Source organism: Aeromonas sanarellii, from assembly GCF_000820085.1.
GTDB lineage: Bacteria > Pseudomonadota > Gammaproteobacteria > Enterobacterales > Aeromonadaceae > Aeromonas > Aeromonas sanarellii.
Genome location: NZ_CDBN01000023.1, coordinates 28033 through 52454, shown reverse-complemented (window position 1 = coordinate 52454; position 24422 = coordinate 28033). Strand labels below are relative to the sequence as shown.

20 protein-coding genes and 5 tRNA genes are annotated in these 24422 nt (G+C 66.0%); 11 read left to right on the top strand and 14 right to left on the bottom strand.

The window, feature by feature from the left end; genetic code table 11:
- Positions 1–9: 9 nt before the first annotated feature.
- Positions 10–1587 carry a sensor domain-containing diguanylate cyclase gene (locus BN1132_RS05500; protein ID WP_042075745.1) on the bottom strand — a complete coding sequence of 526 codons (1578 nt, stop codon included), beginning with the start codon at positions 1585–1587 and terminating at the stop codon, positions 10–12.
- Positions 1588–1675: 88 nt separating this feature from the next.
- Positions 1676–2614 (bottom strand): LysR family transcriptional regulator, encoded by a 939-nt coding sequence (locus BN1132_RS05495; protein ID WP_042075742.1) that lies wholly within the window; start codon positions 2612–2614, stop codon positions 1676–1678.
- 145 nt (positions 2615–2759) lie between these two features.
- Between BN1132_RS05495 and BN1132_RS05490 the strand changes: the two genes are divergently transcribed.
- Entirely contained in the window at positions 2760–4193 is a 1434-nt protein-coding gene (locus tag BN1132_RS05490; RefSeq protein WP_042075740.1) for a glycoside hydrolase family 1 protein, read from the top strand.
- Between the two features lie 107 nt (positions 4194–4300).
- Here BN1132_RS05490 and BN1132_RS05485 read toward each other — a convergent pair whose 3' ends face one another.
- Entirely contained in the window at positions 4301–5059 is a 759-nt protein-coding gene (locus BN1132_RS05485; protein ID WP_042075738.1) for an SDR family NAD(P)-dependent oxidoreductase, read from the bottom strand.
- Positions 5060–5189: 130 nt separating this feature from the next.
- On the opposite strand from BN1132_RS05485, the gene BN1132_RS05480 reads away from it, so the two are divergent.
- Positions 5190–6137, top strand: coding sequence for a LysR family transcriptional regulator (locus BN1132_RS05480; protein WP_042075735.1), 948 nt, complete (start codon positions 5190–5192; stop codon positions 6135–6137).
- Here the strand turns inward: BN1132_RS05480 and BN1132_RS05475 are convergent.
- Positions 6117–7127, bottom strand: a complete 1011-nt coding sequence (locus tag BN1132_RS05475; protein WP_042075733.1) for a helix-turn-helix domain-containing protein — start codon at positions 7125–7127, stop codon at positions 6117–6119. The genes BN1132_RS05480 and BN1132_RS05475 overlap by 21 nt on opposite strands.
- Before the next feature lie 231 nt (positions 7128–7358).
- On the opposite strand from BN1132_RS05475, the gene BN1132_RS05470 reads away from it, so the two are divergent.
- The 3 genes from BN1132_RS05470 to BN1132_RS05460 all read left to right on the top strand — a co-directional run bounded on the left by BN1132_RS05470 (position 7359) and on the right by BN1132_RS05460 (position 11464).
- Positions 7359–9395, top strand: a complete 2037-nt coding sequence (locus BN1132_RS05470; protein ID WP_042075731.1) for a glycoside hydrolase family 3 protein — start codon at positions 7359–7361, stop codon at positions 9393–9395.
- Between the two features lie 181 nt (positions 9396–9576).
- On the top strand, positions 9577–10434 hold the full coding sequence (gene nfo / locus BN1132_RS05465; protein ID WP_042075728.1) for a deoxyribonuclease IV: 858 nt from the start codon (positions 9577–9579) through the stop codon (positions 10432–10434).
- 46 nt (positions 10435–10480) lie between these two features.
- Positions 10481–11464 (top strand): Gfo/Idh/MocA family protein, encoded by a 984-nt coding sequence (locus BN1132_RS05460; protein WP_042075726.1) that lies wholly within the window; start codon positions 10481–10483, stop codon positions 11462–11464.
- A 63-nt stretch (positions 11465–11527) separates the two neighbouring features.
- On the opposite strand, the gene BN1132_RS05455 is transcribed toward BN1132_RS05460, so the two are convergent.
- Positions 11528–12412, bottom strand: coding sequence for a LysR substrate-binding domain-containing protein (locus tag BN1132_RS05455; RefSeq protein WP_042075723.1), 885 nt, complete (start codon positions 12410–12412; stop codon positions 11528–11530).
- A 104-nt stretch (positions 12413–12516) separates the two neighbouring features.
- On the opposite strand from BN1132_RS05455, the gene BN1132_RS05450 reads away from it, so the two are divergent.
- The 4 genes from BN1132_RS05450 to BN1132_RS05435 all read left to right on the top strand — a co-directional run bounded on the left by BN1132_RS05450 (position 12517) and on the right by BN1132_RS05435 (position 16817).
- Entirely contained in the window at positions 12517–13497 is a 981-nt protein-coding gene (locus BN1132_RS05450; protein ID WP_042075721.1) for a TDT family transporter, read from the top strand.
- A 197-nt stretch (positions 13498–13694) separates the two neighbouring features.
- Positions 13695–14684 carry a lipid A biosynthesis (KDO)2-(lauroyl)-lipid IVA acyltransferase gene (locus tag BN1132_RS05445; RefSeq protein WP_042075719.1) on the top strand — a complete coding sequence of 330 codons (990 nt, stop codon included), beginning with the start codon at positions 13695–13697 and terminating at the stop codon, positions 14682–14684.
- A gap of 141 nt (positions 14685–14825) precedes the next feature.
- Positions 14826–15821: an LpxL/LpxP family acyltransferase gene (locus BN1132_RS05440; protein ID WP_042075760.1), complete on the top strand. Its 996-nt coding sequence runs from the start codon at positions 14826–14828 to the stop codon at positions 15819–15821.
- 135 nt (positions 15822–15956) lie between these two features.
- Positions 15957–16817, top strand: a complete 861-nt coding sequence (locus tag BN1132_RS05435; RefSeq protein ID WP_042075716.1) for a PA4780 family RIO1-like protein kinase — start codon at positions 15957–15959, stop codon at positions 16815–16817.
- Positions 16818–16887: 70 nt separating this feature from the next.
- On the opposite strand, the gene BN1132_RS05430 is transcribed toward BN1132_RS05435, so the two are convergent.
- Together BN1132_RS05430 and BN1132_RS19170 are read right to left on the bottom strand one after the other, a co-directional pair.
- Positions 16888–17766: a pirin family protein gene (locus BN1132_RS05430; protein ID WP_042075714.1), complete on the bottom strand. Its 879-nt coding sequence runs from the start codon at positions 17764–17766 to the stop codon at positions 16888–16890.
- A gap of 49 nt (positions 17767–17815) precedes the next feature.
- A complete protein-coding gene (locus BN1132_RS19170) occupies positions 17816–18469 on the bottom strand; it encodes a hypothetical protein (RefSeq protein ID WP_052447001.1) in 654 nt (217 codons plus the stop codon).
- A 132-nt stretch (positions 18470–18601) separates the two neighbouring features.
- Between BN1132_RS19170 and BN1132_RS05420 the strand changes: the two genes are divergently transcribed.
- Positions 18602–21004 carry a DNA polymerase II gene (locus BN1132_RS05420; protein WP_042075713.1) on the top strand — a complete coding sequence of 801 codons (2403 nt, stop codon included), beginning with the start codon at positions 18602–18604 and terminating at the stop codon, positions 21002–21004.
- A 130-nt stretch (positions 21005–21134) separates the two neighbouring features.
- Here BN1132_RS05420 and BN1132_RS05415 read toward each other — a convergent pair.
- The 7 genes from BN1132_RS05415 to BN1132_RS05385 form a co-directional block, all read right to left on the bottom strand.
- A tRNA-Val gene (locus BN1132_RS05415) sits at positions 21135–21211 on the bottom strand.
- A 37-nt stretch (positions 21212–21248) separates the two neighbouring features.
- A tRNA-Val gene (locus BN1132_RS05410) sits at positions 21249–21325 on the bottom strand.
- 37 nt (positions 21326–21362) lie between these two features.
- Positions 21363–21439 (bottom strand) — tRNA-Val (locus BN1132_RS05405).
- Between the two features lie 17 nt (positions 21440–21456).
- A tRNA-Val gene (locus BN1132_RS05400) sits at positions 21457–21533 on the bottom strand.
- Between the two features lie 11 nt (positions 21534–21544).
- Positions 21545–21621, bottom strand: a tRNA-Val gene (locus BN1132_RS05395).
- Positions 21622–21817: 196 nt separating this feature from the next.
- A complete protein-coding gene (locus tag BN1132_RS05390) occupies positions 21818–23197 on the bottom strand; it encodes an MATE family efflux transporter (RefSeq protein ID WP_042075755.1) in 1380 nt (459 codons plus the stop codon).
- Between the two features lie 151 nt (positions 23198–23348).
- Complete coding sequence (locus tag BN1132_RS05385) at positions 23349–23555, bottom strand: YaeP family protein (protein WP_010674629.1); 207 nt, start codon at positions 23553–23555, stop codon at positions 23349–23351.
- A gap of 135 nt (positions 23556–23690) precedes the next feature.
- On the opposite strand from BN1132_RS05385, the gene BN1132_RS05380 reads away from it, so the two are divergent.
- Positions 23691–24308, top strand: a complete 618-nt coding sequence (locus BN1132_RS05380) for a riboflavin synthase (RefSeq protein WP_042075712.1) — start codon at positions 23691–23693, stop codon at positions 24306–24308.
- The last annotated feature ends 114 nt before the right edge of the window (positions 24309–24422 follow it).

Below are 24422 nucleotides of genomic sequence, written 5' to 3'. Positions count from 1 at the left end.
GGCCGCATGTCAATCCGCCTCTGCCACCACCACGCAGTTTCTGCCCCTGCGCTTGGCCTCGTAGAGCGCCTTGTCCGCCTGCTTGAGCACGGCGGCAAGATCCGTGGTATCCGCCGGCCAGTGGGCGACCCCGAGGGAGATGGTGATATGCCCGCCCGTCTCCATCTCGTGGCTGGCCACCCTGGCCCGCAGCCGCTCGGCGATCCGCTGGGCCTGCGCCAGGGAGACCCCGGGCTGCAGCAACAGGAACTCCTCGCCGCCGCTGCGGCACAGGGCGGCGTCGGGGCGCAGATCCTGCTGCATCAGGGTCGCCAGGGCGATGATGACGGCATCCCCCACGTCGTGGCCGAAGCCGTCGTTGATGGCCTTGAAGTGATCGATGTCGAGGGCGATCACGGCCAGGGGGCGTGACTGGGCCTGGTAGTCGTCCAGCATCTGCTGCATGGCCCGCCGGTTGAAGAGCCCGGTCATGGGGTCGGTGTGACTGTCGGTGTGCAGCTTGTCTATCTTGGTGTTGAGCAGCCCCAGCCCCTTGAGGATGGCCAGCTTCAGCTGGGCCGCCTCGTAGTACCAGGCGCGGATGCCGGAGATGTTGGAGGCCGCCCCCTGCTGATCCATCAGCCTGGCCCGGTTGGCCAGTTGTCGCAGCGGCCTGGCAATGGCGGTGGCCGAGAGCCAGATGACGAAGAGGATGAAGAGGGTGACCGGGATCATCCCCTTGAGGATCTCGAACATCTGTTGATCCAGCCCGGCCAGGGTGGCGCTGCGGGGGCGCTGGGCCACCACGCCCCAGCCGGCGTCTGCCACCGGGGCGAAGCCCGCCAGCATCTCGTTTCCTCCGGAATTGAGCACGGCCTGTGCGCCTTGCCGCCCTTGCAATACCTCGTCCACCACCCGGTTGTCGCCGACCTTCTGGCCGATGCGCTTGGGATTGGGGTGGTAGATCAGCGTTCTCTGCCGGTCTACCACATAGAGGTAGGAGCCGTCCTGATAGTAGTGCTGGCCCAGCAGGCTGGAGAGCACGCTGGCGGACTCCAGATAGATGCTGCCTGCCACGAAGCCGAGGTAGCGCCCGTCGGCCGCAAAGATCGGATAGGAGAGGCTGATAAGGTAGTTGCCCGAGAGGGCGATGAGCGGGTCCGAGATGAGTGGCTTCCGACTGGCGAGACTCTGACGGGCGCTGCGGGAACTAAGCTTGACCCCCTTGACTTTCAGGGTCTCGGGGGAGACGGCGACCACGGTGGCCTCGGTGTTCACGACGGCCACCGAGTTGAAGGTGTTGGTCTGCTGGCGCAGCTGGCTCATCAGCTCATCGAGCCCCTCGACGTCATTGGCCAGCAGCATGGGCGCCAGCCGGCTGGCGCCATAGGCGAGCTGCCCCTGGGCCGAGCGCAGCATGGCGTCGGTGGAGGCGGCCAGCTTGGCGGCATAGACCCGGTTCGCCTCCAGGGTGCTGTCGATCAGCAACTGCCGCTGGGCCTGATGGATGGCGTAGAAGCTGTTGCCGAAGGTGGCCAGCACGCCGAGCACGGCCAGGGCCAGGATGAGGCGATGAAGGTCAAACCTCAGCAACCAGTGGGATGGCATGGAAGAAACGGATCCTTGTCGTGGGCGCCAGAGGCAATGGCACGATTTTAAGGGGGGTGTCCGCCCAAAGCTACCCTTAATGTGGTTCTCAGATGATACCTTTCCCGTCGGGGGTAGGGTCGTCGGGTGACACCCTGATCTGCTGCCCGGGCGGATCGCCGAGGGCGGGATCCGCCAGCGCCGCCACCGTCTGCCAGAAGGGGGTGATGAGGGGGTTGTCGTTGCCTGGCGGGCGAATGAGCCCGATGATCCAGCTCGCCTCGGGCTCCTCCAGGGGCAGGGTCAGCACGTCGGGGTGCTCTATGGTGGTGGAGGAGGGGACCAGGGTCCAGGCGATGCCTGCCGCCGCGGTGGCGATGCCGGCGGCGAAGTCGTTTACGTACTGGATCTCCTGAAACCTCAGCCCGCTCTGGGCCAGGTAGTGGACGAACTGATCGTAAAAGGAGGGGGCCTTGTCCCGGCGCAGGATGGCGAGCGGCCTGTCCACCAGATCTTTGAGGCCGCTGACCCCGGCGTAACTCGCAGGCAGCACGGCGACAAAATGGGCGCGCACCACAGGCAGGCAGTGCCAGCCTTTGGGGGCGGGCAGGCGGCAGAAGCCGAGATCCAGCCGCCCCTCGGCCAGCGCCAGCAACTGGTGGTGGGTGGAGAGATCGTAGAGCTCGATGCCGACCCCGGGGCGGCTGGCCCGAAACCGGGCGATGGCGGCGGGCACCAACAGCTTGGTGGCGACCCCGAAGCCGATGCGCAGGGTGCCGCCGTTGCCCGCCAGCACGTCGCGGGCGCTGCGGGCGAGCTGCTCGCTCTGGGCCACCAGGGCACAGGCGTCTCCGTAGAGGGCGCGGCCCAGGGCGGTGAGCCGGGTGTGGCTTGCGCTGCGCTCGAACAGATCGCCGCCAAATTCCGCCTCTAGGCGCCGGATCTGCTTGCTCAGGGCCGACTGGGTGATGTGCTGGCGCGCCGCCGCCTGACCGAAGTGCAATACCTCCCCCAGGGTGACGAAGGCTTTCAGATCCCTTAGCTCCATGGTTTCCCCTTTCATTCCTATTGGGAATCTTGAGTGGTCATATTTGTCATTGGACGGAATTTTAGAAGTGTTGGATGCTGATGCCAATTGATTTCGGGCTCCCCGCAGGGGGGCAGGGCCATTCGCGCAGAAGGAGCAACACCAGATGCATCATCACAAGTTCAACGACTTCCCCACCGATTTTCTGTGGGGCGCCGCCTCCGCCGCCTACCAGGTGGAAGGGGCCTGGAATGCCGATGGCAAGGGCCCCTCGGTGTGGGATCTGTTCACCAAGCTGCCGGGCAAGACCTTTGAGGGCAGCAACGGCGACGTGGCGGTGGATCACTACCACCGTATGGAGGAGGACGTGGCGCTGATGGCGGAGATGGGGCTCAAGGCCTACCGCTTCTCGGTGAGCTGGCCGCGCATCTATCCGACCGGCCGCGGCGAGGTGAACGAGGCGGGGCTGGCCTTCTACGAGAAACTCGTCGATACCCTGCTGGCCCACGGCATCGAGCCGGTGCTGACCCTCTATCACTGGGACCTGCCCCAGGCGTTGCAGGATGAGTACGGTGGCTGGGAAGACAGGCGCATCATCGACGACTTCGAGCGCTACTGCGTGACCCTCTACCAGCGCTTCGGCGCCAAGGTGAAGTACTGGGTGTCGCTCAACGAGCAGAACTACAACCTGACCAACGCCTACCAGCTCGGCACCCACCCGCCCGCGGTGCAGGACAGGAAGCGCTTCTTTGCCGCCAACCACATCGCGTTTCTCGCCAACGCCCGGGTCATCAAGGCGTTCCGCGAGCATGTGCCGGGGGGGCTGATCGGCCCGAGCTTCGCCTACTCGCCCGCCTATCCGGCGTCGTGCGATCCCAAAGACATGCTGGCGTTCGAGAACGCCGAGGAGTTCACCAACCTCTGGTGGCTGGACGCCTACTGCTTCGGCCGCTACCCCCAGGCGGCGCTCGCCTACCTGAGGGAAACCGGCGAGGCCCCCGAGATCCTGCCGGGGGATCTGGCCCTGCTGAAGGAGGGGACGCCGGACTACATAGGCGTCAACTACTACTACACCCTGACCTTCACCGACAATCCCCTCGGCGGTCAGACCATGCAGCGCATCAACACCACGGGCAAGAAGGGCACTACGCCCTCCAGCGGCGTGCCCGGCCTCTACAAGACGGCCCCCAATCCGCACCTCGAGACCAGCAACTGGGACTGGGCCATCGATCCCACCGGGATGCGCATCGCCCTGCGTCGCCTCTCGTCTCGCTACGGCCTGCCGCTGATGATCACCGAGAACGGCCTCGGCGAGTTCGACAAGCTGGAGGCGGGAGACAAGGTGAGGGACGACTACCGCATCGATTACCTGCGCAGCCATATCAAGGCGTGCCAGGAGGCGATGCAGGACGGGGTCGAGCTGCTTGGCTACTGCGCCTGGTCCTTCACCGACATCCTGAGCTGGCTCAACGGCTACCAGAAACGCTACGGCTTCGTCTATGTGGAGCGCGACGAGCAGGGCGGATCCCTGCGCCGCATCAAGAAGGAGAGCTTCCACTGGTACCGCCAGGTGATCGCCTCCGGCGGCAAGACCCTGTAAGGCGCGAGTGAGCGCGGCAGTGCGCAGAGAATGCCCGCCCTGAATGCCAGCAGGCCCCCTCATCCGAGGGGGCCTGCTGTTTTGAGGGGGCTGGCGCGAAGCGCGGCCTAGATAAACATGCCCCCCGAGGCCTCGATGCGCTGGGCGGTGATCCAGCGGCTGTCATCGGAGAGCAGGGCGGCCATGACGCCGCCGATGTCGTCGGGCTGGCCCACCCGGCCGAGGGCCGTCTGGCTCGCGAGGAAGGCGTTGACCCCCTTGTCGTCGCGCACCACGCCGCCGCCAAAGTCGGTCTCGATGGCGCCGGGGGCCAGCACGTTGACGGCGATGCCGCGGGGACCCAGCTCCTTGGCCAGGTAGTGGGTCAGCACCTCCACACCCCCCTTCATGGCGGCGTAGGCGGCATAGCCCGGCATGGCGAAGCGGGTGAGGCCGGTGGAGAGGTTGAGGATGCGGCCGCCATCCGCGATCAGCGGCAGCAGCGCCTGGGTCAGGAAGAAGGTGCCCTTGAGGTGGATGTTGAGCAGGGTGTCGAACTGCTGCTCCGTGGTCTGCTCGAAGCTGGCGCGGATGCCGATCCCGGCGTTGTTGACCAGGAAGTTGAAATGGGTGCGCTGCCACTCCCGGGCGAGCAGCTGCTTTACCTCGTCTGCGAAGGTGGCGAAGGTGGTGCTCTCCCCCACGTCCAGCGCCAGGGCATGGGCCTGTACCCCGAGGGCGCGGGCCCTGGCCACCACGGCGGCGGCCTCCCCGGCCTGGCTGCGGTAGGTGAGGATGAGATCGACGCCTTTGGCCGCGAGGGCCAGGGCGCCGTGCTTGCCGAGGCCGCGGCTGGCTCCCGTGATGAGGGCGATGGGTCTGGTCATGGTGTGACTCCTGTCCGGGTGAATGACGAGGGCTCGGTGCGAGCCGACCGGATCACTGTATTGTTCGTTTCAAACCCGATAAATAGCGTGATAATGAAATCACTGTTCCGTTTAGAGAGACAATCAGGCCATGGATCACCTAGATGCGATGAGGGCCTTCGTGCGGGTCGCCGAACTGGAGAGCTTCAGCCGCTGCGCCGAGCTGTCCGGCATCCCCAAGGCGACCCTCTCCGCCGCCATCCGCCGGCTGGAGGAGCGCATGGGTACCCGGCTGTTGCAGCGCACCACGAGGCGGGTGCAACTCACCACGGACGGCCAGATCTGCTATGCCCGCTGCCGGGAGCTGCTGGCGGACATGGAGGAGTTTGACGGCCTGTTTCGCCAGGAGGGCCAGATCTCGGGCCAGTTGCGGTTCGACATGCCGAGCCGGATGGCGCGCCACCTGGTGATCCCCGCGCTGCCGGACTTTCTGGCCAGGCACCCCGCCTTGCAGCTGATGCTGAGCAGCACGGACAGGCGGGTGGACCTGGTGCGCGAGGGGTTTGACTGCGTGGTGCGGGTCGGCAGCCTGGAACCCTCCAGCCTGGTGGCAAGGCCCCTTGGCCACTACCGCCAGATCAACTGCGCCAGCGCCGCCTACCTGGCCCGCCACGGGGTACCGCAGCACCTCGCCGATCTGGCCCATCACCGGCTGGTGCACTATGGCCCCGGGGTTGGCACGGGGAGCGGCGGCGGGCAGGGGCGCCCCGAGCCCGGCTTCGAATACCTGCGGGAGGACGGCAGCCGGGCCCTGCTGCCCATGGCGGGAGCCCTGACGGTCAACGACAGCGAGACCTATCTGGCGGCGGCGCTGGCGGGGCTCGGCATCATCCAGATGCCGAGGGTGGGGGTGGAGGAGCTGCTCGCGCGCGGCGAGCTGGTGAGCATACTGCCCTCCTGGCAGGCGCCGCCGCTCCCCATCCACGCCCTCTATGCCCACCGCCGCCAGCTGGCGCCCAGGGTCCAGCTCTTCATCCACTGGCTGGGCGAGCTGCTCGCCCGCTCCCTGGCCGGGGAGTCAGAGGCGGCCGCGCCTTGAGCGAAACTCCCGGGGGGAGAGGGCGAAGGCCGCACGAAAGAAGCGGGTGAAACTGCTCTGGCTGGCAAAGCCGAGCCTGTCTCCCACCGCCTGCAGCGGCAGGGCGGGATCCTGCAGCAGGCGGCACGCCTCCTCCCGCCGCACCTGATCCAGCAGCCCGGAGAAGTGGCAGCCCTCCTCCCGCAGGTGGCGGTTGAGGGTCCAGCGGGTCAGCCCGAGGCTGTCGCAGACCACAGCGAGAGGCGCTCGCTCCTCCAGGCCTTCCTGCCAGAGCGTTTGACGGATGAGATCGAGCACGCGATCCCGGTAGCGGGTGCGCGGGCGCAGCAGGGCCATCTGCCGGTTTATCTCCCCCAGCAGCAGGGGCTGCAGGGGGAGGTTGCAGCCCCCGTGGGCGAGATCGAGCAGGGCCGAGGGGAAGCGCAGCTCGAACCCCTGGCCCCGCAGCAGGCGGGCGCCCAGCCAGGTCGTCAGGTCGCGCCAGAGTGCAGGCCTGACGAGGGTGGGCAGCACCAGTTGGCCCTGCCCCGGGTGATAGAACTGGAGCAGGGCATAGAGATTGCCCAGATTCGCCAGGCTGCTCATGGCGATGACGTCCGGGTGATCGGATTCCGAGTGGTAACTCAGCCTCGCCTGACCATCTTCCTCCCGCAGCACTATCCGGTCGCTCTCGCCGATGAGGGGGCGAAAGGAGAGGAAGAAGTGCAGCGCCTGGCGCAGGGTGGCGGCGTTGCAGCACAGGCTTGCGAGCGGCAGAAAGTCGGCGAACAGGCCGGTGAGCGTGGGGGGCGCCCCCCAGTGGTCGCAGTTCATATGGGGGGCGGCCCGGGCCAGCAGCCGGAAGTGGCGCTGGGCGTCGATCCGCCCCTGGGGGAGCAGCAGCTCTTCTCTGGCAATCCCGGCACCTTGCAGGAGCTGGGCCGGATCTCGTCCCTGTCTCTGCCAGTGGGTGAGGCAGTGCAGGGCAATCCGGTTGGAGACGGTTTTCACGGCAAAAATCCTTGTCGGCGGTGGCCTTCCATCATCCGTCAGCGGCGCTGGATTGCCGTGAGCCAGCGCCGCTTTTATGTTTCGGATTTGTAACCAAGGGTAACCCTGCAACCCTTTTCACACTTTTCACCCCTGCTCCCAACCGGCAACTTCCTGCACCCGACGGGCAAGTGAGGGGGGCCGCATTTGCATAGAGTGGTCACTCCTACACACACAAGGAAGATAACAATAATGAAACACCACTCGCTCTCCCGAACCCGTGTCGCCCTCGCCATAGGGGCCCTGCTGCTGGCAGGGTGCAACGACAACGACTCCACCCCCAAACCGGAACAGCCCGTCCTGGGCCATCGCACCGTCGCCCTGATCGAGCAGGACGGCCTGCAGTTCAAGGATCTGGACGGCAATGGCACCCTGACCCCCTACGAGGACTGGCGCCTCGGCGCCGCCGAGCGGGCGCGGGACCTGACGGGTCGGCTCACCCTGGCCCAGAAGGCGGGCCTGATGATGCACGGCACCCTGGTGCTGGATGCCGACGGCCGGGTCGACCTCGCCGCCATGGACAAGATGCTGCGTACCGATGGGGTGAATACCTTCATCACCCGGATGGCGGGGGATCCGGCGGCCATCGCCGAAGACAACAACCGGCTGCAGGCCCTGCTGGAGGGGGTGGGGCTCGGCATCCCCATGACGGTGAGCACGGATCCGCGCAACCACTTCACCCATGATCCCAACGCCACCAGCGTCGGCGCCGGGGCCTTCTCCCAGTGGCCGGAGACCCTGGGGCTGGCCGCCATCGGCGATGCCGCCCTGGTGCAGCGCTTCGGCGACATCGCCCGCCAGGAGTACCGCGCCGTCGGCATTCACGAGGCGCTCTCGCCCCAGGCGGATCTCGCGACCGAGCCGCGCTGGGGGCGCATCAACGGCACCTTCGGCGAAGACAACCAGCTCGCCAAGTCCCTGGTCAAGGCCTATATCCAGGGCTTCCAGCAGGGGAGTGACGGCATTGGCAAGGAGAGCGTGGTCACCGTGGTCAAGCACTTCGCCGGGGCCGGTCCCCAGAAGGACGGGCTGGACGCCCACAACCCCTGGGGCAAGGAGCAGGTCTACCCCGGTGGCCAGTTTGCCTATCACCTGGTGCCGTTCGAGGGGGCCTTCGAGGCCAAAGTCGGGGCCGTGATGCCCTATTACGCCCTGCCCGAGGGGCTGACCCATGAGGGCCAGGCCATCGAGGAGGTGGGTTTTGGCTTCAACCGCCAGATCCTCACCGACTTGCTGCGGGGCCACTTCAAGTTCGACGGCGTGGTGCTGAGCGACTGGGGCATAGTCAACGACTGCGACAGCCGCTGCGAGCAGGGGCTGACCCAGGATGAGGTGACGGCGGGCGTCAGCCCCTGGACAGTGCCCTTTGGCATGTCCTGGGGCGTGGAGAAGCTCACCAAGGCCGAGCGTTACGCCAAGGCCATCGCCGCCGGGGTGGATCAGTTTGGCGGGGTGGAGGATCCCGCCCCCCTGCTGGCGGCGGTGCAGAGCGGTCTGGTGACCGAGGCGGCGCTCACCACCTCGGCCGAGCGCATCCTGGAGCAGAAGTTCGCCCTGGGGCTGTTCGAAAATCCCTATGTGGATGCCGAGGCGGCGGTGACCCTGGTGGGCAAGGCCGAGTTCCAGCAGGCCGCCCAGGCTGCCCAGGCGGCGTCCCACGTGCTGCTGAAGAACGAGGGGGCCCTGCTGCCACTCAAGGCGGACGGCAAGCGGGTCTACCTGCACAACGTCAATGCCGAGGTGGCCGCGGCCAACGGTTATACCGTGGTGACGGACCTGGCCCAGGCGGAGCTCGCCATCGTGCGGGTCAACGCCCCGGGCGAGCAGGATCCCCGCTTCCCGTTTGGCAGCATCCACTATGGCCAGCTCGGCTTTGCCAGCAATGACCAGGTGGTGCAGGAGACGGCCCACGAGGGGATCTACCACGGGGCCGACGACTTTGCCGCCATCCAGGCCATCGAGCAGGCCGGTGTGCCCCTGGTGCTCTCCGTCTATCTGGACAGGCCCGCCATCCTGACCGAGGTGGCGCCGGCGGCCCGGGTGCTGCTGGCCAACTTCGGTGCTCTGGATCAGTCCCTGTTCGACGTCATCAGCGGCAAGCAGAAGGCCCGCGGCAAGCTGCCCTTCGAGCTGCCCTCCAGCTGGCAGGCGGTGCAAAACCAGTACCCGGACGTGGCGAAGGACTCCGCGAACCCGCTCTACCCCTATGGTGCCGGCCTGGCCTATTGAGAGCGAGCCCCGACATCTGTCATCACCAAGGCGCCTTCGGGCGCCTTTTCCATGGCCCCCATCGACAATCCCGGTTTGGCGCAGTGGCGCGGCTTGGGCATAATGGCGCCCCATCACCATGTGCCTTGTCCCGAGCCAGAAGCGCCCGGGGAGGTCCATGGCAACGCGCAGAGGAGATGAGATGAAATTTATCGGAGCCCACGTCAGTGCGGCCGGCGGGGTGGAGAACACCATAGCCCGCGCCCAGGCTATCGGGGCCAACGCCTTCGCCCTGTTCACCAAGAACCAGCGCCAGTGGCAGGCGGCGCCCCTGTCGGATGCCAGCATCCGCGCCTTCAAGGCGGCCTGCGACAAGGCAGGCTTTCTCCCGGAGCAGATCCTGCCCCACGACAGCTACCTCATCAACCTGGGTCACCCGGATCCCGACGGCCTCGCCAAGTCCCGGGATGCCTTCCTGGACGAGATGAAGCGCTGCGAGCAGCTCGGGCTCTGCTACCTCAACTTCCACCCCGGCAGCCATTTGAAGCAGATCCCGGAGGCCGCCAGCCTGAAACTGGTGAGCGAGTCCATCAACTGGGCGCTGGAGCGCAGCCAGGGAGTGACGGCGGTGATCGAGAATACCGCAGGCCAGGGCACCAACCTCGGCTGGTCGTTCGAGCACCTGGCCACCCTGATCGAGGGGGTGGAGGATAAGAGCCGGGTCGGCGTCTGCTTCGATACCTGCCACGCCTTCGCCGCCGGCTACGATCTGCGCACCCCGGAGTCCTGCGCCGCCGTGTTCGCCGAGTTTGAGCGCATCGTGGGCTTTGAGTACCTGAAGGGGATGCATATCAACGGCGCCAAGTGTACCTTCGGTAGTCGGGTCGATCGCCACCACAGCCTGCGGGAGGGGAACCTGGGGGAGGCGGTGTTCCACCACATCATGAATGACGCGCGTTTCGACGGCATCCCGCTGATCCTCGAGACCATAGACGAGTCGATCTGGGGTGAAGAGATCCGCTGGTTGCGCAGCCTGCAGACCAGTCCGGCAGCAGCCTGAGGTTCGGGGCAGGATGCGCGTTGCCACAGGGCAGTGAGGAGACGAGATGCAAGAAGAGGGAAAGGGGCCCCTGCGCTGGGGGATTGCCGGGGCGGGCGCCATCGCCCGGCGTTTCTGCCGCGATGTCAACCAGCACGCCAGGGGCGGGCGGGTGGTGGCGATCGCCGCCCGGGATCAGGGGCGGGCCGACGCGTTCGCCCGCGAGCTGGGGCTGCCACTGGCCTATGGCAGCTATCAGGCCCTGGCCGAGAGCCCCGAGGTGGAGGCCGTCTATGTGGCGGTGATCCACCCGGAGCACGCCGCCCTGATCAGGCAGATGCTGCTGGCGGGCAAGCACGTGCTGGTGGAAAAACCGGCGGTGACCCGGGTGGCGGATTGGGACGCCCTGGTGGCGCTCGCCCATGAGCGCGGCCTGCTGCTGCTCGAGGCCATGAAGGTGATGTGCTTCCCCGCCATGCGCGCCCTGCTGCAACGCCTGCCGCTGCTGCCGGCGCCCCGCAGTCTGAGGGCGGCGTTCGGCTCGGCCCAGCCCCCGGTCGGCAAGCTGTTCGATCCCGCCCTAGATGGTGGCGCCGCCTGGGACGTGGGGGTCTATCCGCTCTGGCTCTATGCCGCCCTCTGCGATCGGCTTGGGCTGGCCTGCGGCGTGCCCGAGGTGACCCTGGCGCGGGCCAGCGGGGAGGTGGATCTGGCCGCCAGCTTCACCTTCCACTACCCCTTCTCGGCCGAGCTCGGCGCCTCCATCACCGATGATCTCGACCGGGATGCCTGGTTGGAGGGGGAGGACTGGTCCCTCGTCATCGAGGGCAAGTGGTGGAACCCCCAGCATATTCGCTGGCAGGGGGGCGGGGCGCCGGTCGCCTGGCCGGCGGACATCTACCTGCCGGTGGAGGGGGGCGGCATGCAGCACGAGGCGGATCACTTCGCCGACTGCCTGCGTCACCGCCTGCTGGACTCCCCCTGGCTGCCCCACGCCCTGACGCGCCGCGTGCTGGGCTGGGTCGAAGGGGGGCTCAAGGGGGCAGGGTGAGGCCGTTAAGCGGCCGTCATCCCAAGGCGCCCAGGCGCCCTCTCTTGCCTTCTCGGCCCGGGCTCAGGGCAGGGTCTGGGCGCGGCAGAAGGTCAGGAAACGGCGCAGGGCCGCGGAGTGGAACTTCTGTTTGTGCCAGGCGAGGGAGAGCCGGCGGGGGAAGCGGCTGCTCGGGGTGAGGGCCACCAGGCGCCCCTGTGCCAGCCGATCGGCGACGGCGAGGCGGGAGATGAAGGAGATGCCGAGCCCCTTCTCCACCGCCAGCATCACCGCCTCCAAGGTGTTGAGCTCGATCCCCGCACGCCAGTGCGGCAGCTGGGGCTGGATCTGCTGCTCGAACTGCTCGCGGCTCCCTGACTGGGGTTCGCGCAGCACCCAGGTCTCGCCGGCGAACCGGCGAAGGGGCAGCTCCGGCTGGCCCGCCAGGGGATGGTGGGGCGGGGCGATGATCAGCATCTCGTCTTCCAGCCAGGGCTCGCTCACCAGCTCAGGGTGGTGGTTCTCCCCCTCGATGAGGGCCAGATCCAGCTCGAAGTGGGCCAGGGCGTGGCACAGCAGATGGGTGTTGGCGATGGTGACCCTGGGGGCGGCGCCCTGATCCCTGGCTCCTCCCGCCAGCAGATCGGGCAGCAGGTAGTTGCCTATGGTCTGGCTGGCTCCAAGGCGCAGCTGGCCGCTGGGCTCGGCATCCGGGCTGAACAGTTGCTCTATCTCCTGCATCCTGGTCAGCATCTCATCGGCGGCCGGTTGCAGCAGGCGCCCCTCGCTGTTGAGCTGGAGCCTGGGGTGCACCCGGTCGAACAGCGGCGTGCCGAGCTGGCGCTCCAGCTCCTGCAGCGCCTGGGAGACGGCCCCCTTGCTGAGGCAGAGCTCGCCGGCCGCCTGCCCCAGGTTGCCGTGGCGGGCTATGGTGGCGAACACCTTGAGTTGTTGCAGGGTGAGCTTCATGTCGTTTGATTTTCCTAAACGCTTGGTTCAAATCATTTAGATATCGTAAACGATAGCCCCCCTTTATCCTATGCCCATCGTCACCAATGAAGAGGGTATACGCCATGATCGCACGCACCCGCCGTTCCCTGGGCCAGGCCCCGACCCCCATGGCCGGGCTGGCGCTCGGGATCGCCAGCCTCGGCTGGGCCTGGGAAAATGCCGGTCGGTTTGATGGCCGCCTGCAATTGCTGGGGGCCGCCATCGCCGCCGTGCTGCTGCTCGTCCTCACCTTCAAGTTCCTGCTCCACCCGCGCCTGCTGTGGCAGGATCTCGCCCACCCCGTGGTGGGCAGCGTGGTGCCCACCTACGCCATGGGCACCATGGTGGTCTCCAAGGCGGTCGGCCTGCTGGCCCCGACCCTGGGACAGGGACTCTGGCTGTTTGCGGTGGTCATCCACCTGGTGTTTCTCGCCACCTTCGTCTGGCACAGGGCCAGGGAGTTTGAAATCCACCACATGGTGCCGAGCTGGTTCGTGCCGCCGGTGGGGATCATCGTCGCCGACGTCGCCTACCCGGGCGGCCCCTTCGCCACCCTGGCCAACGGCCTGCTCTGGTTCGGCATGGGCTGCTACGCCCTGATGCTGCCGCTGATGATCTATCGTCTCATCTTCAGTCACGAGGTGCCGGACGCCGCCAAGCCGACCATCGCCATCCTGGCGGCTCCCGCCAGCCTGTCGCTGGCCGGTTACCTGACCGTGAGCCCGGATCCGTCGCTGCTGCTGGTGGCCGTGCTGCTTGGGATCGCCGTGCTGATGACCGGCATCATCTACCTGGCCTTCATCAAGCTGCTGCGCCTGCCATTCTCGCCCGGTTATGCCGCTTTCACCTTCCCCCTGGTGATCGGCGCCACCGCCCTGTTCAAGGTGAGTCACCTGCTGTCGCAGTGGCCGCAAGCGGCCCGCTATGCCGAGCAGCTCCATCAGCTGGCCTATCTGGAGCTGGGGGTGGCGACCCTGGTGGTGGGGTACGTGGCGCTGCGCTACCTGATGTACTTCCTGCCCCTGGGCCAGGGCGGCGCGCTGGGAGCCCCCCTGCATCGCTGAGAGGGTGTAGCGAGCAACGGACCCCGCCCTGCGGGGTCCGTTTGCATGAGCGTCGCCAGATGAGGCAAATGATCTCCTTGTCAATCCGTGATCCGGCTTAAATAGTTGCTCATACAGGCGACATTCAGTTGGCGTTAACTGGTAATACCTGTCAGGATGCGTGCCATTATCCCACCGCCACCCTTTGCCCTATTTCCATGTCTTCTCACGACCCCGTTTTTGACGCCAGATTCCAGACCCGCCTGCTCCATCCCCGCTACTGGTTGAGCTGGCTCGCCCTCGGCGCCATCGGCGTGCTCGCCTTCGTGCCGCCGCGCTGGCGCGACCGGCTAGCCGAGGCCCTGACGCCGTTGGTGCTCAGGATCTCGAAGAAGCAGGTCTACATCGCCCGTACCAACCTCGCCATCTGCTTCAAGGGCAAGAGCGAGGCCGAGCGCGACGCCATTCTGATGACTTCCATCCGGGTGGGCCTCAAGAGCCTGCTGGGGTTTGGCGAGTTCACCTGGCGCAGCCCTGCCCACGTGATGGGGCGGATCCGGGTCAGCGGCTGGGAACATATCGAGGCCGAGCAGGCCGCCGGCCGGCCGGTGATCCTGGTGGTGCCCCACAGCTGGCCCATCGACGCGGCGGGCTACTACTTCGCCCAGCGGGGCCTACCCATGTGCACCATGATGAAGAGCGCCCGCAACCCCGTGTTCGACTGGCACATCAACCGGGCGCGGACCCGGCACGGCTGCCGCGTCTATGAGCGCAGCGCCGGCATCAAGCCGGTGATCAAGGCGGTGAAATCCGGCCTGAGCTTCTTCTACCTGCCGGATCAGGATCACGGCCGCGAGGCGAGCCTGTTTGCCCCCTTCTTCAGCCACCCCAAGGCGACCCTGCCGGCCCTGCCACGGCTGGTGAAGCTGACCGGTGCCAGGGCGCTGCCGGTGCTGGCTTGCTATGACGAGCAGGCGCACGGCTACCGGCTGGAGATCGAGGCCCCCTACGCCGACTATCCCGGGGAGGATCTGCTGGCGGACACCTGCCGCATGAACGACAGCGTGGAACGCCAGCTTCGCCGCCACCCGGGCCAGTACATGTGGTTCCTCAAGATCTTCGACACCCGTGAGGATCAGGTGGGTCCGGATGGCCTCTACGAAGAGGGGATCCGGCGCATTCGCCGGGGGTTGTCGCCCCATCCCTGAGTGCAGGTCAAAGGTGGTCCCAAGCGGACCACTTTTAGTTTCTAACTAGTCTGATCAGTGACTTGGCGTCAGACCCCGGCGCAGGGCAGGGTAGAAAAAACTGTCAGGATCACTAAAATGACGGTCTGTTTTGATGATTCGATGGCGACCATGTCCGCACAAGATCCGGTGTTTGACACCTCCTTTCATCTTCGCCTGCTGCACCCCCGCCTGTGGGGCAGCTGGCTGGCGATTGCCCTGCTCTCCCTGCTGGCCTGGATCCCGGCCAGAGCCCGGGACAAACTGGCCGACGTCCTGGCGCCCACGCTGCTGCGGCTCTCCAGGAAGCAGGCCTACATCGCCGATACCAACCTCAGGATCTGCTTCCCTGCGCTCGATGAGGCGGGCCGTGAGGCCCTGCTGCTGAAATCCATCCGGGTCGGTCTCAAGACCTTCATGGGCTTTGGGGAGCTGACCTGGCGAAGCCAGGCCTTCCTCAAGGGGCGCATCAAGGTGCGGGGCTGGGAGCACGTGGCCGCGGAGCGGGCCGCCGGTCGCCCCATGATCTTCGTGGTGCCCCACACCTGGGCGGTGGACACCATAGGCCGCTTCATCACCAACGAGGGGGTGCCCCTGTGCACCATGATGAAGAGCCCCAAGGATCTGGTGTTCGACTGGTACATCAACCGTGAGCGCAGCAAGGGAGGCCGGGTCTATGAGCGCAGCGTCGGCATCAAGCCCGCCATCAAGGCCCTGCGCGCTGGCGACAGCTTCTTCTACCTGCCGGATCAGGATCATGGCCGCGAGGCGAGCGTGTTCGTGCCCTTCTTCGGGCATCCCAAGGCGACCCTGCCGGCCCTGCCCAAGCTGGTGAAACTCACCGGCGCCAGGGCGGTGCCCATCCTGGCCTGTTATGACGAGGACGAGGGCTGCTACCGGCTGGAGATAGAGCCGCCGTTCGACCCTTATCCCACCGCGGATCTGCTGGCGGATGTCAACGCCATGAACCGCACCGTGGAGCAGCAGCTCGCCCGCTTCCCCGAGCAGTACATGTGGTTTCTCAAGATCTTCGAGACCCAGGAAGAGAACCAGGGAGAGGAGGGCCTCTACGAGGAGGGGATCCGGCGCATCCGCCAGGGTCTGCCCCCGGAACCTTGAGCGACACGGCCCGCCTGAGGGCCGTTTTTATTGACCTGATGACGCAGGCACCGCATGCTCCGGTTTCGGTGATGACCATGGCGGTCAGGGGACACACAGAGGCAACTAAGGCATGAATAGGGTGAAAGGGCGGTCATGAAAATTCCAAATCGAATCCAGCCCCTGGTTGATGACGGCCTGGTGGACGAGGTCATCAGCCGGCTGATGAGCGGCAAAGAGGCCGACGTCTACGTGGTACGCTGCGGCGACGAGGTGCGCTGCGCCAAAGTCTACAAGGAGGCCTCCAAGCGCAGCTTCAAGCAGGCGGTGGTCTACCAGGAGGGGCGCCGGGTACGCAACAGCCGCAACGTCCGCGCCATGGAGAAGGGCTCCAAGTACGGCCGCCAGCAGCACGAGGAGGTGTGGCAGAACACCGAGGTGGACGCCCTGTTCAAGCTGGCTGCCGCCGGCGTGCGGGTGCCCAGACCCTATGTGTGCCTGGACGGTGTGCTCCTGATGGAGCTGGTCACCGATGCCGACGGCAACGTGGCACCCCGCCTCAACGACGTGGCGCTCTCCCGGGAACAGGCGCTCATCGACCATGGCAAGGTGATCCGCTACGTGGTGCGCATGCTCTGCGCCGGCCTCATCCACGGGGATCTCTCGGAGTTCAACGTACTGGTGGACGAGCAGGGCCCCGTCATCATCGATCTGCCCCAGGTGGTGGACGCCGCCGCCAACAACCAGGCGAAGGCCATGCTGGAGCGGGACGTCAACAACATGCGCAACTACTACGGCATGTATGCCCCCGAGCTGCTGAAGACCCGCTACGCCAGAGAGATGTGGGCCCTGTTCGAAGATGGCAAGCTGGGCCCCGAGACCGAGCTCACCGGCCTGTTCGAGGAGAGCCGGGAGGCCATCGATCTGGACGGGGTGCTGCACGAGATCGAGAGCGCCCAGGCGGAGGCCATGGCCCGCCGCGCCAGACTGCAGGCGGAGCAGGAGGAGGGGTTCTGAGCCCCTGTCGTCACGTCGTCAAAAAGAGCGCCATCAGGCGCTCTTTTTGCTGTGTCGCTCGTGCGGCCTGTCAGAGCCCGGCCAGGGGCGGCGCCTTGAGGCGGGGGCCGGCATAGCCCCGCACCTCGCCAAAGCGGGGATCGCCCCGCTCCCAGTCGGCGGCGGCGGTGCGAATGGTCTGCCTGTCGAAGCTCACGAAGTTCCACCAGATCTGCAGCGGCTGGGCCAGGGGCTCTCCACCGATGAGCAGCAGACGGGCGCCGGGCCTCAGGGTCAGCTCCAGGGTGCGGTTTCCCGGCGGCAGATAGAGCAGCTGCTCGGGGGCGAGGGGATCGTTGGCGACGACTGTCTCCCCCTGCAGGGGGAAGAGGCCGTGCTCGAAGGCGGGATCCAGGGAGAGGGTGATCTGCCCCCCTGCGGGGGCGTGCAGATCCAGCCCCAGGATGGGGGAGAAGTGCAGGGTGGGGGCGCGCTGCCCGTCGTGCTCGCCGATGAGCAGGGTGAGTGTGATCTCCCCCTGTTGCCAGCGGGGGAGCCTGGGGTAGTGATCGAAGCGGGGCGGGGTGTGCTGATCCACCTCGGGCAGGGCTATCCAGAGCTGGGCCGCGTGCAGATCGGGCTGGTGCGGGAGGGACTCCTCGGTGTGGGCGATGCCGTGCCCGGCGGTCATCAGATTGACCTGGCCCGGGCGGATCACCTGCTCGCTGCCCAGGCTGTCCCGGTGCAGTATCTCCCCCTCCAGCATCCAGGTGAAGGTCTGCAGGGCGATGTGAGGGTGGGGCCCCACGTCCAGCCCGGGAGCGCCGGGGGCGAAGCGGGTCGGCCCTATGTGATCGAGGAAGCACCAGGGTCCTATGGTGCGCCGCTCCTTGACCGGGAGGGCCCGGGCCACGGGGATGCCGCCTACGTCGGTGAGGCGGGAGGCGATGCGTTGCCACTCATGTGTCATGTCGTGCTCCTTGTGCGGGAAGAGGGAATGGGGTTAGGCTAGCGGCCGCCTAGCGGCGGCGACCTCCCCCGACGCTGCGCATGGGGGTGAAGCCGGGTCTTATCGCCGGTCTGACGGCGGGGCGTACCGGCGTGGCCAGGGTGCGGGGGAGGTGCGGTCTGGCATCCCCCTTGGGCTGAGCGGAAGGCGTCAGCAAGCCGTTGTCGGCCTTGGGCAGAGTCGAGGGGGCTAGCAGGCCATTCTCGGCCCTGGGAAGAGTGCCGCCTCTGTCGTCCAGCGGCGAGCGCGGGGACTTGTCCGGGTTGCTGATGCTGGGTCTGTTCTGCCGGTTGTCGCGCAGCGCCTGTTGCTGTTCCGGCGTCATGGCATGCCAGCGGGTCGCCAGATCCCCCCGCAGGGTGGCCAGGTCTGGCTGGCCATGGTCCTCCTGCCAATCCTGATACTTCTCCTTGATCTCCTGCTGGCGCGCCGGATCGAGCCCATTCCACCACTTCTTGATCAGCTCGTCGAACTCCCCCTGGTTGTCACAGCACCAGGGATAGTAGTCGTTCCAATAGCCGTAATAGTCGTCATACCACCAGTAAGAGGCGCCATAGACACCGCCGTAAGGGCCACCAGGGCCGGCCCCTGCTCCGCCGTCCGACGAGGAGCTGCAGCCGGCGAGGCTCAGGGCAAACAGGGGGGCAAGCAGAATGACGCGCATGGAGACTCCTGGGAGAGAGGCTGATCTTGAGCGGATTATACGGCATATCATAGTCCCGGGCAGTCAGGATTGCGGGTCGCTACTGTATGAACGTACAATAGTCTCATCCCAGCCTTGAACCCCATAGCCTGCATGACCGAGATCCAGCCCGCTCCGCCCGCCACCCCGCCGCTCGACGGTTTCATCCTGACCCGTCACGGCCGGGATGTGCAGGGGCGTACCGAGATAGTGATGTGGCTCTGGAGCGCCCAGGGGCCGGTGCGGCTGGTGGTGCCGGGACAGGAGCCGGTCTTCTTCCTGCCGGAGCGCCACCTGGAGGAGGCGGCCGAGCTCTTCAAGGGCGCCGGGGTGCGGGGGCGGTTTCGCCGCCTGCCCATGCACACCTTCGAGGGCAGTCGGGTGGTGGGCTGCTACTTCGCGACCCTGAGCGCCTTCCACCGCGCCATCGAGCTGCTGCTCATCCGCGGCCTGGAGCACTTCGAGGCGGATATCCGGCTGCCGGAGCGCTTTTTGATGGAGCGCTTCATCACCGCAGGGGTACGCTTCGATGGCAAGGCGAGGCGCAGGGGGGGCAGTCAGGGCTACTGGGAGGTGAACGAGGCGCGCTGCGCGCCCCAGGCCGTGACGCCGACCCTCTCCTGGGTGTCCCTCGACGTGGAGTGCGCCATGGACGGGGCCCTCTTCTCGGTGGGGCTCTATAGCCGTGAGGATGCGCGGGTCATCATGATTGGCACCCCGGAGGCGGATGCCGATAGCTGGGGCACCCGGGTCGAGTGGGTGGCGGACGAGAGCGCCCTGTTCGGCGCCCTGGAGCGCTGGTTCCAGCTGCACGATCCCGATCTCGTCATCGGCTGGAACGTGGTCAACTTCGACTTTCGCCTGCTGCTGCGCCGCGCCGAGCTCGGCAAGCGGCGGCTGCGGCTCGGGCGCGGGAGGGAGCTCTGCTTCTGGCGCTCGTCCCGAAACGACCCCCAGAGCGGCAGCGTCATCATCCCCGGGCGCATGGTGCTGGACGGCATCGATACCCTCAAAAGCGCCACCTGGCAGTTCCCGAGCTACAGCCTGGATGCGGTGGCAAGCGAGCTGCTCGGCCGCGGCAAGGACATCGAGGACGTGGCGAACCGGGGGGAGAAGATCACCGAGCTGTTTCACTCCGACAAGGAGGCGCTGGCCCGCTACAACCTGGAAGACTGCAAGCTGGTGTGGGAGATCTTTGACTTCTGCCACCTCATCCCCTTCGCCATCGAGCGGGCCTCCCTCACCGGGTTGGAGCTCGACAGGGTGGGGGGCTCGGTGGCGGCCTTTACCAACCTCTATCTGCCACGGCTTCACCGCGGCGGCTACGTGGCCCCCAATTTGCCGGCCGACGGCGGGCTGGCAAGCCCCGGCGGCTATGTGATGGACTCCAAACCCGGCCTCTATCGCCACGTGCTGGTGCTCGACTTCAAGAGCCTCTATCCCAGCATCATCCGCACCTTCTGCATCGATCCCATGGGGCTGGTGGAGGGGTTGCAACACCCCGCGCACGCCATTCCTGGCTTTCGCGGCGCCCTGTTCTCCCGCGAGCGGCACTTCCTGCCGGATCTCATCGCCACCCTGTGGGCGGCGCGGGACAGGGCCAAGGCGGCCGGCAACAAGGCGCTCTCCCAGGCCATCAAGATCATCATGAACTCCTTCTACGGGGTGCTGGGCTCGGGGGGCTGCCGCTTCTACGACCCGAGGCTTGCCTCCTCCATCACCCTGCGGGGTCACGGCATCATGCAGCAGACCCGGGAGTGGATAGAGGGGGAGGGGTTCGAGGTGATCTATGGCGACACCGACTCCACCTTCGTGCACCTGGGGCGGGATGCCAGCCCCGAGCAGGCGGACGAGATTGGCCAGCGGCTGGCGAAGCTGATCAACGACAACTGGGCGGCGCGGATCAGGGGGGAGTTCGACTTGCCGAGCCATCTGGAGATCCAGTACGAGACCCACTACCGCCGCTTCCTGATGCCCACCATCCGCGGGCTGGAGAAGGGGAGCAAGAAGCGCTATGCGGGGCTGGTGGGTGAAGGGGAAGCTGAGCACCTGGTGTTCAAGGGGCTGGAGACGGTGCGCACCGACTGGACGCCCCTTGCCAAGGCCTTCCAGACCCGGCTCTATGAGCTGGTCTTCCACGACCAGGATCCCAGCGGCTATGTGCGCACCATGGTGGACGAGACCCGGGCCGGCTTGCACGACGATCTGCTGGTCTATCGCAAGCGGCTGCGCCAGAAGCTCGAGGAGTACCAGAAGAACGTGCCGCCCCATGTGCGGGCGGCGCGTCTGGCCGACGAGGAGAACCTGCGCCGCGGTCAGCCCCAGCGCTACCAGCACAGGGGCACCATCGCCTACCTGGTGACCTTGAACGGGCCAGAGCCGCTGGAATACAGGCGCAGCGCCATCGACTACGAGCACTATATCGACAAGCAACTGAGGCCCATCGCCGACGCCATCCTGCCCTTTATCGGCGAATCGTTCGAGCGGATCTGCGGCCAGCAGCTCGATCTCTTCTGACGAGATCGCCTTCGGACGGGGGGCCTGCCTGCCGGGCATGATTGAACGCACGGCGGATTCAGTCGTTCAGATACGGGCAGGAAAGGGGAGAAATGCAAAAAGCCCGCTCTAGGAGCGGGCTTTTTCAATCTGGTGCGTCCTAGTGGATTCGAACCACCGACCCCCACCATGTCAAGGTGATGCTCTAACCAGCTGAGCTAAGGACGCAGGGTGCGCAAGGCGACTTTGTGTGATTGCAGGGGAGTGGTGGGTTTAATTGGATTCGAACCAACGACCCCTACCATGTCAAGGTAGTGCTCTAACCAACTGAGCTATAAACCCACATCAAATTCATATCTGCAATTTATTCAAACTGTTATGGTGCGTCCTAGTGGATTCGAACCACCGACCCCCACCATGTCAAGGTGATGCTCTAACCAGCTGAGCTAAGGACGCATAACAGGGTTTCGTGATGGTGCGTCCTAGTGGATTCGAACCACCGACCCCCACCATGTCAAGGTGGTGCTCTAACCAGCTGAGCTAAGGACGCATCACGAAAAGTGGTGGGTTTAATTGGATTCGAACCAACGACCCCTACCATGTCAAGGTAGTGCTCTAACCAACTGAGCTATAAACCCACTTCATAAACCGGACCGAAAGCCCGCTTTATTCCCGCCAGCACTGCTGGCGTGGTCGGCATACTACCCATGGCCCCCAAGGCTGTCAACAAGGGACATGCACAAAGGAGACTGTTTGCCCAGTTCTTGCGCAGCCTGTTGATTTTACAGGCGAGCCGCCAAAAAACGCGCGGCTCCCTGTGCTCCTGGCTGCGCCCTACTGCGCCCGGGAGAGGGCGGTGCAGGCCGCGGGGCTGGCGAAGCGGCCATAGATGACGCGCAGCCGCGCTCCCAGCATCAGGGCGGCAGAGGTGAGGCCGACGATGAAGCCGACCCAGAAGCCCTGGGGCCCCATGCGCGGCACCACCCAGTCGGTCAGTCCCAGGATCATGCCGGTGGGCAGCCCCATGCCCCAGTAGGCGACGATGGTGACGTAGAAGATGGCCTGAGTGTCCTTGTAGCCGCGAAGGGCCGCCGCCGCTACCACCTGCACCGAGTCGGAGATCTGGTAGATGGCGGCGAAGAACAGCAGGGTGGCGGCCAGGCCTATCACCTGGAGATCATCGGTGTAGATCCCGGCGATGGGCTCGCGCAGCAGCACGGTGAGGGCGGCGGTCGCGGCGGCGACCCCCATGCCCAGCATCAGGCCGGTGCGGGCGGCGACCCTGGCCTGATCCGGTTGCCCTTCCCCTATGTTGTGACCGACCCGGATGGTCACGCCGACACCGATGGACAGCGGGAGCATAAACACCAGGCTGGAGAAGTTCAGCGCTATCTGGTGGCTCGCCACCGTTTCGGCACCGAACGGGGCCAGCATCAGGGCCACCACGGTAAACAGGGTCACCTCGCAGAAGATGGCCATGGCGATGGGGAACCCCAGGCGAAACAGGCGCCAGATCCGGCTGCCGTTGGGGTGTGCCAGCTGGGCGAAGAGGTTGATCTTCTGGAAGTGGGAGGAGAACTTCACATAGAGGATCATCGCCAGCAGCATGGCCCAGAGCACGATGGCGGTGGCCACGCCGCAGCCGACCCCGCCGAGCTTGGGCATGCCGAAGTGGCCGTGGATGAAGATGTAGTTCGCCGGGATATTGACCGCGAGCCCCACGAAGCCGATCACCATGGTCGGCATGGTGTGGGAGAGCCCCTCGCTGAAGTTGCGCAGCACCTGGAACAGCACGAAGGCGGGTAGCCCCCACAGGATGGCGTGCAGGTAGCCGGCGGTCTTCTCCGCCATGACGGGATCCACGTCCATAAACTGCAGCGCCAGGGGGCTGAAGTAGAGCGCCACCATGGCGATGGGGGTCACCATCAGCGCCAGCCAGAAGCCCTGGTGCACGGCGGGGCGCACCTCGTCTTGTTTGCGGGCGCCGTTGAGCTGGGAGACGATGGGGGTGAGCGCCATGATGATGCCCTGCACCAGCAGGATGACCGGCAGCCAGAAGCTGGAGGCCACCGACACGGCGGCGAGATCCACGGCGCTCACCTGTCCCGCCATCACGGTATCGACGAAGTTCATGGCGATCTGGGCCACCTGGGCCACCAGTATGGGGCTGGCTAGACGAAGGAGCTGCTTCGCCTCGGACCAATAACGTTGCACTGACACCTCCGAGTGGATCAGATAATAGAGAAAGAGCGGGTAAGAGAGATGGGCTTTTGCCTCCTCGTCCTGAGGAGACAAAATGCGGGGGTGTCATTCTAGCCTGAAAATCCGCCAACGGGGAAGGTCGGCGGTCGACTTGTGCCCGGGATCAGGCGTCCTCGTGATCGCTGATCAGCAGGTTGGCCGCGGCATAGGCTGCCTGCTCGCGCAGATCTGCCGGCACCCGCTCGTCGGACGCCACGGCGTTGAGCGCCCGTATGCTGGCGGCGATGGCCTGGGGCACATAACCCTGCTCACCGGAGCCAATCTGGTTGTAGGCGATTCGAATGGCTTCACAGCACTGATATACCTGCATTTTTGTTTCCTCGTTAAGCCTGGATTGAATGGGGTCACTATAGCGATCGCGCTTCTCCTTGTCAGCCGGCATGCTTGTCTTGCAGGGGGGGCGGGGGTAACCTGCCGACAATTTTGTCACAGCGTGGAGAGACACATGTTTACCGGCATAGTACAGGGGACCGCCGAACTGGTGGCCATCGAGGCGCTGCCCAACTTTCGCACCCACGTGATCCGCATGCCGAGCCCGGCCTGGGGCGAGGGGCTGGCGCTCGGCGCCTCCGTGGCCCACAACGGCTGCTGCCTGACGGTCACCCGGGTGGAGGGGGATCTGGTCAGCTTCGATCTGATGCAGGAGACCCTGCGCCTCACCAACCTCGGGCAACTGGCGGTGGGGGACAAGATCAACGTGGAGCGGGCCGCCCGCTTTGGGGACGAGATCGGCGGTCATGCCATGTCCGGCCACATCATGGGCACGGCGCAGGTGACCTCGGTCATCGACACCCCGAACAACCGCCAGGTGTGGTATCGCCTCGCCCCCGAACTGATGAAATACGTGCTGACCAAGGGCTACATCGGCATCGACGGCATCAGCCTCACCGTAGGGGAGGTGCGAGGCAGCGAGTTCTGCGTCAACCTTATCCCCGAGACCCTGGCCCGCACCAACCTCGGCTGGGTCAAGGCAGGCTGGCAGACCAATATCGAGATCGATCCCCAGACCCAGGCCATCGTCGACACGGTGGAGCGGGTGCTGGCGGCGCGCCGCCCTGACTGATGCCCCCATGCGGACGCCGCGGCCACAGGGGCCTGCGACAGGCAGGCCCCTGTCGTCTCTCGGGGCGATGGGTCAAAGGCGGTACCGGGTATCGCGTGACATGGGGCAGGGGAG